The sequence below is a fragment of the Sphingomonas sp. AC449 genome, assembly GCF_979253475.1.
Window position 1 is genome coordinate 95,732 of the sequence record NZ_CEEDCZ010000009.1, and the last position, 13,163, is coordinate 108,894.

The 13,163-nt window shown below is 67.9% G+C and carries 13 protein-coding genes and 1 other annotated feature; of the genes, 4 read left to right on the forward strand and 9 right to left on the reverse strand.

Annotation, left to right across the window (positions count from 1 at the left end; translation table 11 throughout):
- Positions 1–6 precede the first annotated feature (6 nt).
- Positions 7–753: a tetratricopeptide repeat protein gene (locus tag AC0CH3_RS14495; RefSeq protein ID WP_465238016.1), complete on the forward strand. Its 747-nt coding sequence runs from the start codon at positions 7–9 to the stop codon at positions 751–753.
- Positions 747–1,430 carry a Fe2+-dependent dioxygenase gene (locus AC0CH3_RS14500; RefSeq protein WP_354304162.1) on the forward strand — a complete coding sequence of 228 codons (684 nt, stop codon included), beginning with the start codon at positions 747–749 and terminating at the stop codon, positions 1,428–1,430. The genes AC0CH3_RS14495 and AC0CH3_RS14500 overlap by 7 nt, the downstream gene beginning before the upstream one ends.
- Before the next feature lie 19 nt (positions 1,431–1,449).
- Here AC0CH3_RS14500 and AC0CH3_RS14505 read toward each other — a convergent pair whose 3' ends face one another.
- From AC0CH3_RS14505 to AC0CH3_RS14520, 4 genes are read right to left on the reverse strand one after another with little or no spacing between them, the layout of a single operon-like run.
- The gene (locus tag AC0CH3_RS14505) at positions 1,450–2,439 is read right to left on the reverse strand and encodes an FAD:protein FMN transferase (protein WP_354304160.1); all 990 of its coding nucleotides are present in this window, start codon (positions 2,437–2,439) and stop codon (positions 1,450–1,452) included.
- Between the two features lie 4 nt (positions 2,440–2,443).
- On the reverse strand, positions 2,444–3,280 hold the full coding sequence (locus AC0CH3_RS14510; RefSeq protein WP_354304159.1) for a DUF4198 domain-containing protein: 837 nt from the start codon (positions 3,278–3,280) through the stop codon (positions 2,444–2,446).
- Positions 3,281–3,321: 41 nt separating this feature from the next.
- On the reverse strand, positions 3,322–3,804 hold the full coding sequence (locus AC0CH3_RS14515) for a DUF2271 domain-containing protein (protein WP_354304157.1): 483 nt from the start codon (positions 3,802–3,804) through the stop codon (positions 3,322–3,324).
- A gap of 11 nt (positions 3,805–3,815) precedes the next feature.
- Positions 3,816–4,469, reverse strand: coding sequence for a PepSY-associated TM helix domain-containing protein (locus AC0CH3_RS14520; protein ID WP_465238017.1), 654 nt, complete (start codon positions 4,467–4,469; stop codon positions 3,816–3,818).
- Positions 4,470–4,585: 116 nt separating this feature from the next.
- Positions 4,586–4,641, forward strand: a sequence feature (sul1 is cis-regulatory element that is thought to sense ions involved in sulfur or methionine metabolism; They are found in Alphaproteobacteria).
- Positions 4,642–4,709: 68 nt separating this feature from the next.
- On the opposite strand from AC0CH3_RS14520, the gene AC0CH3_RS14525 reads away from it, so the two are divergent.
- Positions 4,710–6,191 (forward strand): SulP family inorganic anion transporter, encoded by a 1,482-nt coding sequence (locus AC0CH3_RS14525; protein WP_354304153.1) that lies wholly within the window; start codon positions 4,710–4,712, stop codon positions 6,189–6,191.
- A gap of 105 nt (positions 6,192–6,296) precedes the next feature.
- On the opposite strand, the gene AC0CH3_RS14530 is transcribed toward AC0CH3_RS14525, so the two are convergent.
- The 4 genes from AC0CH3_RS14530 to yaaA all read right to left on the reverse strand — a co-directional run bounded on the left by AC0CH3_RS14530 (position 6,297) and on the right by yaaA (position 11,124).
- Positions 6,297–6,647: a DUF952 domain-containing protein gene (locus tag AC0CH3_RS14530; RefSeq protein ID WP_354304151.1), complete on the reverse strand. Its 351-nt coding sequence runs from the start codon at positions 6,645–6,647 to the stop codon at positions 6,297–6,299.
- Positions 6,644–9,424 (reverse strand): DNA gyrase subunit A, encoded by a 2,781-nt coding sequence (gene gyrA, locus AC0CH3_RS14535; protein WP_354304149.1) that lies wholly within the window; start codon positions 9,422–9,424, stop codon positions 6,644–6,646. Before gyrA ends, AC0CH3_RS14530 begins: the two co-directional genes overlap by 4 nt.
- A gap of 267 nt (positions 9,425–9,691) precedes the next feature.
- Positions 9,692–10,378, reverse strand: coding sequence for an SDR family NAD(P)-dependent oxidoreductase (locus AC0CH3_RS14540; protein WP_354304148.1), 687 nt, complete (start codon positions 10,376–10,378; stop codon positions 9,692–9,694).
- Positions 10,375–11,124, reverse strand: a complete 750-nt coding sequence (gene yaaA / locus AC0CH3_RS14545; RefSeq protein WP_333996865.1) for a peroxide stress protein YaaA — start codon at positions 11,122–11,124, stop codon at positions 10,375–10,377. Before yaaA ends, AC0CH3_RS14540 begins: the two co-directional genes overlap by 4 nt.
- Before the next feature lie 165 nt (positions 11,125–11,289).
- Between yaaA and AC0CH3_RS14550 the strand changes: the two genes are divergently transcribed.
- A complete protein-coding gene (locus AC0CH3_RS14550) occupies positions 11,290–12,582 on the forward strand; it encodes a hypothetical protein (protein ID WP_056024762.1) in 1,293 nt (430 codons plus the stop codon).
- A gap of 112 nt (positions 12,583–12,694) precedes the next feature.
- Here AC0CH3_RS14550 and AC0CH3_RS14555 read toward each other — a convergent pair whose 3' ends face one another.
- Complete coding sequence (locus tag AC0CH3_RS14555; RefSeq protein ID WP_056024765.1) at positions 12,695–13,162, reverse strand: Lrp/AsnC family transcriptional regulator; 468 nt, start codon at positions 13,160–13,162, stop codon at positions 12,695–12,697.
- Between the last annotated feature and the right edge of the window lies 1 nt (position 13,163).

The following is a 13,163-nucleotide window of genomic DNA, read 5'->3' on the forward strand; positions in this document are numbered from 1 at the left end:
CCGGTGGTGACGACGATCGATGCGCTGACCCCCGAGGCGATCGCGGCGCGACTGTCGGGTGCGCTCGAAGAGCGGACGGCGTTGATCCGCGAGGGTGCCGAAGCTGCGCTCGCCGAGGCGCAGGCGGTCTATGGCCAGATGCTGCTCGACGGCGCGGGGGTGCCCTGCGACCCCGCCGCCGCGCTCGGATGGTTCGTGCGGGCGGCGGCGCAGCACCACCTGATGGCACTCAACATGGTCGGGCGCTGCTACGATCTTGGCTGGGGGACGGCGCCGGACAAGGCGAAGGCGGCGGCGTGCTACCGCATCGCTGCCGAACGCGGGCTCGACTGGGCGATGTACAATTATGCGACGTTGCTGACGCTGGGCGATGGCGTCCCCGAGGACCGGGTGGCGGCGCTCGGCTGGCTGCGGCGCGCGGAACGGGACGGCGCGGGGCTCGCACGCGCCAAGGCGGTCAACGTCATCGGCAGCTTCCACGAGGACGGCTGGGCGACGCCGCGCAGCATGACGGATGCGGCGGCATGCTATGCGCAGTCCGCGGAAGGCGGCGATTTTCGCGGCTGCTTCAACCACGCGCGGATGCTGGGTGCGGCGGGCGAGATCGCGGCCGCGCTGCGCTGGCTGACGCGAGCGGGCGAATGGGGCAACGCGTCGTTCGTCGCCAAGGCGGAGGCCTGGCTTGCGAAAAGCGATGTCGCCGCGTTTCGAAGCGAGGGCGTCGCCGCGCTCCGCCTGGGTGCTGCATGCTGATCGCGATCCCCGATGTGCTGAGCCCGGCGGGGGTCGCGCACGTGCGCACGATCATCGACGCGGCATCCTGGGTCGACGGCAACGCGACATCGGGGCAGCAGAGCGCGCTCGCCAAGCGGAATGCGCAACTGCCCGAGGACAGCGCGGCGGCGCGCGAGGCGGGCGGGATCGTGCTCGACGCGCTGGGGCGAAGCGCGCTGTTCGTTGCCGCCGCATTGCCGCTGAAGGTGTTTCCGCCATTGTTCAATCGCTATGCCGGCGGACAGGATTTCGGGCTTCATGTCGATACCGCAGTCCGCGTCAAACGCGGCAGCGACTTCCGGATCCGCAGCGACCTGTCGGCGACGCTGTTTCTCGAGGATCCCGCGGAGTATGACGGCGGGGAATTGATGATCGAGGGGCAGTTCGGGCCGCAATCGGTGAAGCTGCCCGCCGGACACATGGTGCTCTATCCCGCGTCCAGCCTTCACCGCGTGATGCCGGTCACGCGGGGCACGCGTACGGCGTCGTTCTTCTGGCTGCAGTCGATGGTCCGCGACGGGGAGTCGCGGCGGATCCTGTTCGATCTCGATCAGGCGGTACAGGCGGTCTCGGTCGACAAGGGGCTGGCGGACCCGAGCGTCGTGCAGCTGACCGGGGTGTATCACAATCTGCTGCGGCGCTGGGCGGACGTCTGAGCCGAGCCGGGCGGGCGGGTCAGTCGTCGAGCATCGCGTGCAACGCTGGCGAAAGATGCTCGGCTTCCCTGCCGTCGATCACCGTCACCAGCCGTGCCGCGATCCCCAGATCCGATGCGAGCGCGAGGCCGTCGGCGGGGCCCAGCACGCTCAGCGCGGTGGCGAAGCCATCGGCGGCGGCGGCGGTGGCGTGGATGACGCTGGCGGAGACGACGCCGGTCGCGATCGGCCGGCCCGTGCGCGGGTCGAGCGTGTGCGCGCCCCGGCGGTAGTCGCCCGACGTCGCCACCGCGAGTCCGTGCAGCGCGATCCGCAGCGGTGGCAGCACCACGCCCGGCGGACTTTCGAGATCGACCCACCACGGGTCGCCATCGGGCTTGACGCCCCGCCCCACCAATTCCCCGCCGATCTCGACCAGCGCATGCGCGATGCCGTGCGTCCGGAGCAGATCCGCGACCGCATCGACCGCATGGCCCTTCGCGATGCCCGACAGATCGAGCGCGACGCCGCCCGGCTGGTGGAGCATCGCGCCCTGCGTCGCGATTGCCTGCGTCGCCAATGTGAGCCGCTGCCAGCCGGACAGCGCGCGCGCGTGTGCGATCGCCGCGTCGTCGGGGCGGCGGGGCTGCCCGCTCGCGCCGAACCCCCAGGCGTCGACGATCCGGCCGATCGCCGGATCGAACGCGCCGTCCGTCGTGCGGGCGATCGACAGCCCCTGCGTCATGCACCGCGCGAAATCGGGGGGAAGCGCGAACCACGTCCCCGCGGCCGCACGGTTGAAGCGGGACAGCAGCGACTGCGGCGCCCAGTGGCTCATCTCGGCGACCAGCCCCGCCAGTCGCGCGATGATCGCGCGGTCGAGCGCCGCCACGTCGACTCCGCTGCGGGCCGCGAAGCGTATGCACCAGCTCGTGCCCATCGTCTCGCCGCGAAGGTCGACGAGCGCGGCGGCGGGATCGCGGTCGCGGAACGCCGCGGGGTCGATCGATGGCGGCAGCGCTATCCGCACGACGTCACGGCGTCAGCACCTCGAGCGTCGTGACATAGCTCATCCGCCGTTCGGTCGCGCGCGGCGTGGTCGCCTTCGCATCGGTCAACGTCGCGTTGAGCCAGTACATCCCTGCCGCGGGCCAGGTGACGCTGAGCACGCCGTCGGCGCCCGTGGACAGCTCGCGCGCGCCCTCGTCGTTGCGATAGCGCTTGCCACCGGGGATGATCGTCACCTTGAGCCCCGGCGCGGGTTTGCCGTCGACGAGGAAGCGGAACGTCGCGGTCTCGCCCGCGACCAGCTCGTCGGGATGCGTGACGGGCGCGAATTCGAGCCCCTTGCCCGTCGGCCTGAAGACCGTCGTGGTGGGCGCGCCCGCGGTGACGAAGATCTCGTTGCGCGTCGACGTCTCGGCGAGCTTCACGTCGGTGGCGTTCGCGGGAATGTCCGCGACGGTGAGCGGGGCCGGGGCACCCCGCTGCGGCGGGCCGCGCCGGCCGAGGCGCTTCTCGACGCCGTCGACCTTGAAGCTGCCCATGACGGCGGTCATCTGCGTCCCGATCTTCCACGTCCCCGGCTTGTCGAGCCTGACGTCGAATACCGACCGATAGCGTCCGGTCGCGCCGTTCTGGAGGACGCCCTCGCTGCCGTCGGGCTGCCAGACCTTGACGCCGTCGAGGCGGAGCGGCTGGTGATCGAAGAAGAAGAGGTCGTTGGACACCGCGGCGTCGACCGTCACCCAGCCGCTCGTGTCGGAGAACACCGTGCCCGACGGCAGCATCCACATGCGATGCGCGGACAGCGCGGCGGGGACCGACACGAGTGCGGCGGCGGCGATCAGGCGTGCGACCAGGGGTGTCATGAGGCTGTTCCTAACGGGGAGAGGCGGGAGGGGCGGGCGCGTCAGCGCGGCGACAGCGCGATCGCGCCGAGTTCGGTCTTGCCCGCGCCCTGCGCGGCGGCGCGCACCGGGACGACGAGCGGGATGCTGACGAGTTCGCGGCCGCCCGTCTCGCGCGCGGCCTCGACGTTCAGCACATAGTTGCCGGGCTTGAGCGTGGCGGGGAGGGGGATGCTGTACCGGCCGGGTGCGCGCGTCGCGCCGCTGATGCCGTCCGCGGGCATTTCGAGCCCGCGGCCACCCTTGCGCCACCATGCCCGCAGTTCCGAGAGCCATTTGGTGCCGGGTTCGTTGCCCGCCTTCTTGACGTCGTACCACAGGGCGAGCGTCCGCGGTGCACCGCCACCGACCGGGTCGAGCCAGACCGCGACATAGGGCCGGTGATATTCGGCGACGCTCAGGCGCGGAATCGTGACGGTCACGGTTCCGGCGGCCGCGGGCGCCGCGACGGCACCCCCGATCAGGACAAACGCGGACAGACGCATGGCAGAACCCCTCAATGCAGGAACAGGATGGCAAGGATGACGGGAATGGCGAGCCCGGCGCCGACGATCGGCCAGGTCGACGGACGATGCCGCGCGTGCAGCTGGAGCAGCAGCAGCCCCGTCAGCGTGAAGACGATACATGCGACCGCGAAGACGTCGATGAACCAGAACCATGCGGTTCCGGCGTTGCGGCCCTTGTGCAGGTCGTTGAGATACGAAATCCAGCCGCGATCAGTCGTCTCTGCGGTGATGCGGCCGGTCGCGCGGTCGATGCTGACCCAGGCGTCACCACCGGGACGGGGGAGCGCGACATAGGCGTCGGTATCCGACCATTCGACCGCCCGGCCGGCAGGATCGAGCCCGGTCGCCGCGGCAACGGCGCTGGCGACCGGCGATGGCAGGCGCGCGTCCGGCGCCTGAGAACGCGAGAGCAAGGGCCGGAGCGGTGCGGGCAGGATCGCCGCCTGCTCGGTGACCACGGGCGTCGCGCCGATCGTCGCGGCATGGTTGAGCGTGAGCCCGGTGACCGCGAACAGCAGCATGCCGACCAACGACAGCGCGGCGCTGATCCAGTGCCAGCTGTGGAGCTGTTTCAGCCACCAGCCCCGCCAGCGGCGCTTGCGCTGTTGCGGTGTCGGTGCAGCTTTGGGGGGCGGGGTGGTCACGCGCGAGCGCTATCGCAACGAGCAGCGCCTAGCAAGCTATTGCGACCCATTATCAATAGATTTGGTTCTTCCCCTGTTGCAATGCAGCATCGAGGGAGGTAGGGGGCGGACATTCACAAGGACCCGGTGAAATTCCGGGTGGCTATTCCGGCCGCCGATCCGCCGGACAACGCAACGACGCCTTTCCATCGACTGCCGGCCAGCGCGCCGCAGCATCGTGCGTCCTATGCGGATACATCCATGACATCCTTATCGTTTTCTCGTTACCGAGCCGAATGGTTCAGCGGCCCCGCCGCCGCGCGCCGCGACATCCTTGCGGGGATGGTCGGTACCTTTGCGCTGATCCCCGAGGTCATCGCCTTCTCCTTCGTTGCCGGGATCGATCCCGAGGTCGGCCTGTTCGCCTCGTTCGTGATCGGCATCGTCATCGCCTTTGCCGGCGGGCGTCCCGCGATGATCTCGGGTGCGGCGGGTTCGGTCGCGCTGGTTGCGGCCGCGCTCGTCCACGCGCACGGGCTGCAATATCTGCTCGTCGCGACGATGCTCGCAGGCGTGCTCCAGATCGCGTTCGGGCTCGCCAAGCTCGACGTGCTGATGCGGTTCGTGTCGCGTTCGGTGCATGCGGGCTTCGTCAACGCACTCGCGATCCTCATCTTTTCGGCGCAGGTGCCGCAGATGGTCGGCGTCAGCTGGCAGGCCTATGCGATGATCGCGGCCGGGCTGGCGATCATCTATCTCGCGCCGCGGATCTCGAGTGCGATCCCGTCGCCGCTGATCTGCATCGTCGTGCTGACCGCGATCGCGATGTGGTTCCCCATGCCGCTGAAGACGGTCGGCGATCTCGGGCGCTTGCCCGATTCGCTGCCGTCGTTCGGGCTGCCCGACGTGCCGTTCGGCTGGGATACGCTGCGGATCGTGGCGCCCTATGCGTTTGCGATGGCGGCAGTTGGCCTGCTCGAATCGATGATGACCGCCAATGTCGTCGACGAGCTGACCGAGACGCGCAGCTCGAAGGCGCGCGAATGCACCGGGCTCGGGCTCGCCAATGTCGCCGCGGGCGCGTTCGGCGGGATCGCCGGGTGCGGGATGATCGGGCAGACCGTCGGCAATGTCCGCTATGGCGGTACCGGACGGCTCTCGACGATGGTCGCGGGCGTGTTCCTGCTCGTGGTCATGGTGCCACTGCGGCCATGGGTCGCGCAGGTGCCGGTCGCGGCGCTGGTCGCGATCATGATCATGGTGTCGATCAGCACCTTCTCCTGGGGCTCGCTGCGCGACCTCGCGCGGCACCCGAAGATGTCGAGCGTCGTCATGCTGGCGACCGTCGTCGTGACCGTCGCAACGCACGACCTGTCGCTCGGCGTCGGCGTCGGCGTGCTGCTGAGCGGCGTGTTCTTCGCGTGGAAGGTCACGCGGTTGATGGATGTGGCTGTCGACTACGACGCCGCCAGCGACACGCGGATCTACCGCGTGACGGGGCAGGTGTTCTTCGCCAGCGCGGATATCTTCGCCGACACGTTCGACCTGCGCGAGGAGGCGAAGCACGTGCGGGTCGACCTGACGGGCGCGCATCTGTGGGATGTGACCGCGGTCGGCGTGCTCGACGACGTGGTCGGCAAGCTGCGGCGGCATGGCGTGGCGGTCGAGGTCGTCGGGCTCAATCGGGCCAGCGAGATGCTGGTCGACCGGCATGCGCCTTTGATGCGCGATCTGGCGGGGTGATCGGGTAGCGGCGGGGGGCGGTCCTAGCGACGATCGTCGCCTGCCGCCCCCTCCGTCAGGCTCTGCCTGCCACCTCCCCCTGGCGGGGGAGGATTGGTCAGGGGTTCAGCCGGCTACGGGGAGTTTGACTCGGCCGGCATCGTCGCGTTCGAGCGGGCCGTAGGACAGCACCGTCTCGAGCAGCAGCGGGCCGTTATAAATGTGCGGAAAGAGCTGCCCGCCGCGCGATTCCTCCCAGGTCACGTCGTCACCGATCGCTTCGAGATCGACCGCGGCGACGTGGAGGTCGGACTGGCCGGCGAAGTGCTTGTCGACCGTCTCGGTCAGCTGCTCCGCGGTCGACAGGTGGATATAGCCATCGGCCAGATCGACTGGCGCGCCGGCGAAGCTGCCGCTTTCCAGCGACGCGAGCTGCTCGCCCGTCAGCACCTTGTAGGCGATAGGATCGCGGCTCATTCGCTATCCCCCTGGCCTTCGGTGGGATCACCCGCTGCCGTGTCCTCGCCGATCGTCGCGCCGGTGTCGGGCGCGAGCTCCGGCGTTGCGTCGGCCAGGTTCACTTCGGCGTCTTCCTCGGTTTCCTCGATCCGTGCGGCCGAGACGACATGCTCGCCCTTCGCGACGTCGAACAGCTTCACGCCCGCCGAGTTGCGGCTGATGACGCGCAGCGACGCGAGCGTCGTGCGGATCAGCTTGGCCTGGTTGGTCACCAGCATCAGCTGATGGCCCTTGGCCGCGGCAAAGCTCGCCACGACCTGACCGTTGCGCGCAATGTTGTCGATGTTGGTGATGCCCTGACCACCGCGACCCGTGCGGCGGTAATCATAGGCGCTCGACAGCTTGCCATAGCCGTTCTCGCAGACCGTCAGGATGAACTGCTCGCGGTCCTTGAGATCGTTGTAGCGCTCGTCGCCCATCCCGTGATCGCCCTCGCGCTCGCCCTTCCACGGGGCGAATTTGAGGTACGTCTCGCGCTCTTCGGGAGTCGCGCCGACACGGTGGAGGACCGACAGCGAGATGACCTCGTCATCGCCCTTCAGCGTCACGCCGCGGACACCGGTCGAGGTGCGGCTCTGGAACTCGCGGACGTCGTCGCCGGCAAAGCGGATCGCCTTGCCGAGACGCGTCGCGAGCAGCACGTCGTCATGCTCGGTGAGCAGCGCAACGCCGATCAGCTTGTCCTCCGAACCCTCTTCGAAGCGCATCGCGATCTTGCCGTTTGACGGCACGTTGGTGAACGCATCCATCGCGTTGCGGCGGACGAGCCCGCGCTGCGTCGCGAACATCACGTGGAGGCGGCTCCACTCGCTGAGATCCTCGGGCAGCGGGAGCACGGTCGAGATCGTCTCGCCCGGCGCCAGCGGCAGCAGGTTGATCATCGGCCGGCCGCGCGTGGCGGGGCCACCCTCGGGCAGGCGCCAGACCTTGTAGCGATAGACCTTGCCGAGGTTCGAGAAGAACAGCACCGGCGTGTGCGTCGAGGTGACGAACAGCTCGGTGACGACGTCCTCGTCCTTGGTCGACATGCCCGCGCGGCCCTTGCCGCCGCGTGCCTGCGCGCGGAACGTGTCGAGGCTGGTGCGCTTGATATAGCCCTGCATGGTCACGGTGACGACCATGTCCTCGCGCTCGATCAGGTCCTCGTCGTCGATGCCGTTGGCGGCGGCGGCGATCTCGGACCGGCGCGGCGTGGCGAATTCGTCGCGGATCGCGATCAGCTCGCCGCGCATGACTTCATAGAGTTTTGCCCGATCACCGAGGATGTGGAGCAGCTCGGCGATCGAGGCCGCCAGCACCTTCAGCTCATCGCCGATCTCGTCGCGGCCGAGCGCGGTGAGGCGGTGCAGACGAAGATCGAGGATCGCGCGGACCTGCGGCTCGGACAGCTTGTAGATGCCCTCCTGCTGCTTGTCCTCGACCGCCTCGACGAGTGCGATGTACGGCGCGATCTCCGCGACCGGCCATTCGCGTGCGAGCAATTTGCCGCGGGCTTCGGCGGGGCTCGACGACCCGCGGATGATGCGGACGACTTCGTCGAGGTTGGTGACCGCGATGACGAGGCCGAGCAACAGATGCGCGCGCTCGCGGGCCTTGGCGAGCTCGAACTTCGATCGGCGCGTGATGACCTGCTCGCGGAACGTGATGAACGCGCCGATGATGTCGCGCAGGTTGAGCAGCTCGGGGCGGCCCCCGCGGATCGCGAGCATGTTGGCGGGGAAGCTCGACTGCGCGGGCGTGTGGCGCCAGAGCTGGTTGAGCACCACGTCGGGGGTCGCGTCGCGCTTCAGGTCGATGACGATGCGGACGCCCATGCGGCTCGATTCGTCGCGAATGTCGCTGACGCCTTCGATGCGCTTGTCCTTGGCGGCTTCGGCGATCTTCTCGACCAGGCCGTTCTTGCCGGTCTGGAACGGGATTTCGGTGAGGACGATCGAGCGGCGGTCGCCCTTGCCCTCCTCGACGACGTGGCGCGAGCGGACGATGATCGAGCCGCGGCCGGTCTCATAGGCGGACTTGGCGCCGGCGCGGCCGAGGATGATCGCGCCGGTCGGGAAGTCGGGACCGGGGACGATCTCGAACAGCTCCTCGGTCGTGATCGCGCCATTGTCCATATAGGCGAGGCACGCGGCGATGACTTCGCCGAGATTGTGCGGCGGGATGTTGGTCGCCATGCCGACCGCGATGCCGCCCGCGCCGTTGACGAGCAGATTGGGGAAGCGCGCCGGCAGCACCGACGGCTCGCGCTCCGACCCGTCATAGTTCGGCGTAAAATCAACGGTGTCCTTGTCGAGATCGCCGAGCAGCGCGTTGGCGACCTTGCCGAGGCGGGCCTCGGTGTAGCGCATTGCCGCGGGCGGATCGGGATCCATCGAGCCGAAATTGCCCTGACCGTCGATCAGCGGCACGCGCATCGACCAGTCCTGAGTCATGCGGGCCAACGCGTCGTAGATCGAGCTGTCGCCGTGCGGGTGATATTTACCCATCACGTCACCGACGATGCGCGCGGACTTGCGATACGGCTTGCCGGCGACGAAGCCGCTCTCGTGCGCGCCGTACAGGATGCGGCGATGGACGGGCTTCAGGCCGTCGCGGACGTCGGGCAGCGCGCGGGCGACAATCACGCTCATCGCATAGTCGAGATAGCTCGACTTCATCTCGTCGACGATCGAGATGGTGGCAATGCCGGCTGGCTCGCCGCCGTTGGGTTCGGCGAGCATGGTCTCGTCGGTCAAATCTGAAGGCTTTCGGCTTGTTTCGGTACGATGACACACCTTAGCCGAGGGGCAGGCGCCTTACTACCCCCGCGCACGCGTACGCACGCGAGCGATATGGGTTTCATGGGTATTTTACGGGTGGTTGCGGCTTGGCGGGAGCGCGGCCGCCCCTATCCGTCATCCCGGCGGACGCTGGGATCTCATTATGGGACGAGCGTCGCCGGATGCGGGGAGAGGCCCCAGCTTTCGCTGGGGTGACGAATTGCCGGGGAGGATTGCACGGGGTTACGGCGTGATCTCGGCGCCGTCCCATGCGAACAGCTTGCCGCTGTCGGGCGCGCGGAGCCCGTCGATCACGTCGAGCAGCTGGACCGCGGCGCGATCGGGCTTGAACAGCGTGCCGGGCGTGACGTTGCCCTGGAACGGTTGCGACAGCGCGGTGTCGACGGTGCCGGGATGCAGGCCGACGACGATCCCGCTCGAGTTGCGGCGCTTGTCCTCGATCGCGATCGTCCGGACAAGCTGGTTGAGCGCGGCCTTCGACGCGCGATAGCCGTACCAGCCGCCGAGCTTGTTGTCGCCGATGCTCCCCACGCGCGCGGAGAGCACGGCGAAGACGATCCGCCCCGCCTTGGGCATCGTCGGGAGGAAATGCTTGGCGACCAGCGCGGGGCCGATCGCGTTGATCGCGAAGTTGCGCGCCATCCATGCCGGATCGAGATCGCGCATCGCCTTTTCAGGCCCCTTGTCGCCGTCGTGGAGCAGTCCCGTCGCGACGATCACCAGCGTCGGCGATCCCACGCGCTGGGCGGCGGCAGCGATGCTCGCCTCGTCCTCGAGGTCGAGATGACGCTCGCCGCTGTCCGAGCGCGAGAAGCCGTGGACGGTGTCGAATGCCCCCTCGTCGAGAAGCGCCTCCTCGAGCGCTTTGCCGATTCCACCCGAGGCGCCGATGACGACCGCGCTGCTCATGCGCGGACGAACCGCCACTGTGCGTCGGTGCTCCCGGCCGCGTCATACGCATAGCCGTCGGTGTCGAAGCCCTTCATCCCCTCGATATCGTCGATGCGGTGCTCGACCATCCAGCGCGCCGCCATGCCGCGGGCCTTCTTGGCGTGGAAGCTGACGAATTTCTGCGCGGCACCCTCGCGGAAGTCGAACGCGACGACGCGGATCGACGATGGCAGCTGGCCGTCGGCGGCGGCCCAATATTCCTGGCTGGCGAGATTGAGGATCGTCCCCGAGCCCTCGGCCTCGACGTCCTTAGCGAGCAGCGTGGCGATCCGGTCGCGCCACCAGTCGGTCAGCTTCTTGTGCCGCGGTGCCCAGCGTGTGCCCATTTCGAGCCGGTATGGACGCATCGCATCGAGTGGACGGAGCAGCCCGTACAGTCCCGACAGCATCCGGAGGTGATCCTGCGCATAGTCGATCGCCGGCTCGTCGAGCGTCCCGGCATCGAGCCCGGTATAGACGTCGCCGGCAAAGGCGAACAGCGCGGGGCGTTCGGGGAGCGTGTCGAAGTCGCGAAACCGGTCCGCGTTCAGCTTGGCGAGCGCGGGCGAGATATGCATCAGCGCGGCGAGCTTCTTCTGGGTGAGGTTCGCAGCGGCATGCGCGAGCGTCGTCGCCTCGGCGGCGAAGCGCGGCGTGGTGGGATCAAGCGGGGGTAGCGCCGTCTCGTAGTCGAGCGTCTTGGCGGGCGATAGGACGGCAATCATCGCGAACACGTAGCGGTGCAACCCGCGCCGTTCAATTGGCGTTCAGTGCGCAGGAGGGATAAGACGCGTCGTCATCATCCATCTTCGGCTGTTCGCTTGAACGCCGGCCGCCACACCCATATAGCGTCGCGCCAAGGCGCACATACGCACGAGGAGAGTCCCCGCATGAAGACCATTTCGAAGCTCGCACTGGCCGCGGTGCTCGCCACCGGCGTAAGCGGCATGGCGCTGATCGCCCCCGCCACCGCGATGGCGAAGAAGGAAGAGGCCAAGCCCGGCCTCAAGCTCAGCCCAGACGTGCTAAAGGCGGCGCAGGTCGCACAGCCCGCGATCGCGGCGAAGGATTTCGCCACCGCCGAGCCCGCGCTGGCGCAGATCGACGCGGCCGCCAAGACCGACGACGACAAGTATATCGGCGCCGCGCTGCGCTATGACCTCGAGCAGCAGAAGCTCGCGGCGCAGCAGGCTGCCAATCCGAACGCGCCGCTGAACGAGACGGTGCTTGCCGGCCCGCTCGACGTGCTGATCGCCAACCCGAGCACGCCCGCGGACATGCGTGGCCGCTATACCTATCGTCGTGGTGCGCTCGCGTTCAACGGCAAGCAGTATCCGGTCGCCGTCCAGTATTTCCAGAAGGCCAAGGCGCTCGGCTACACGAACGAGGATCTGGATCTCCAGATCGTCAAGGCGAAGATGGAGAGCGGCGACGTCAAGAACGGCCTCGCCGATCTCGACGCGTCGGTGACCGCATCGACAGCCGCGGGCAAGAAGGCGCCCGAGGATTATTATCGCTACGCGATCAGCAAGGCGAACGGTGCCAAGCTGAAGCCCGAAACCTTTGCCTGGCTGCAGAAATACGCGGTCGCCTATCCGTCGCCAAAGACGTGGCGTGACGTGATCGTGACGTTCGGCCTGCAGCAGAACGGCGTCGTGACGCTCGACGAAACGCAGAAGATCGACATGTTCCGCCTGATGCGCCAGACCAAGTCGCTGGCCGACCAGAACGACTATCTGGAATATGCTGACAGCGTGAACCGTCGCGGGCTTCCGAGCGAAGCGCAGGCCGTGCTGAAGGAAGGCATGGCTTCGGGCAAGATCCCGGCGTCGAACACGATGGCGAAGACGCTGCTGACCGATACCGCGACCGCGATCCGCAACGACGGTCCGCTGGCGGGCCTCGAGAAGAAGGCGACGACGAACGCCGACGGCAAGCTCGCCGCGGGTACGGCGGATGCGTATCTCGGGCAGGACAATTATGCCAAGGCGATCGAGCTGTACAAGGTCGCGCTGAGCAAGGGCGGCGTCAACGCCGATGACGTCAACCTCCACCTCGGGATCGCGCAGGCGAAGTCGGGCGACAAGGCGGGCGCGGCGGCATCCTTCGCGGCGGTCAAGACGACCCCGCGGATGGAGCAGGCCCAGCTCTGGACCGCATGGATGAACGCACCGACCGCCTGATCATCGGACGTCGGTTACGGGAAGGGGCGGCAGCGATGCCGCCCCTTTTTCGTGTCGCGTCCGGTTCGTTGGAGAACGACGCGACCCCCCTAGCCGCAGCCGGACCGGTCGATCAGTCGACGGTGACGGGGATTCCCGATAGCGCCTTCGCCGTGCGGATCGTCAGCGAGGTCTTCACGCTGGCGACATTGGGCGCCGGGGTGAGGTGCGTGGTGAGGATTTCCTGGAAGCTCTTGAGATCGGCGGCGACGATCTTCAGGATGAAGTCGATCTCGCCGTTGAGCATGTGGCATTCGCGGATTTCGGGAATGTCCGCGATATGCGTCTCGAACGCGGTCAGGTCGTGCTCCGCCTGGCTGCGCAGGCTGACCATCGCGAACACGGTGATCGGAAATCCGAGGCGGCTGGCGTCGAGGTCGGCGTGATAGCCACGGATCGCGCCAGCTTCCTCGAGCGCACGGACGCGACGCAGGCAGGGTGGAGCGGTCAATCCGACCTGGTCTGCAAGGTCGACATTGGTCATGCGACCATCGGCTTGCAGAAGCGACAGGATCTGACGATCGATCCGGTCAAAACTCATT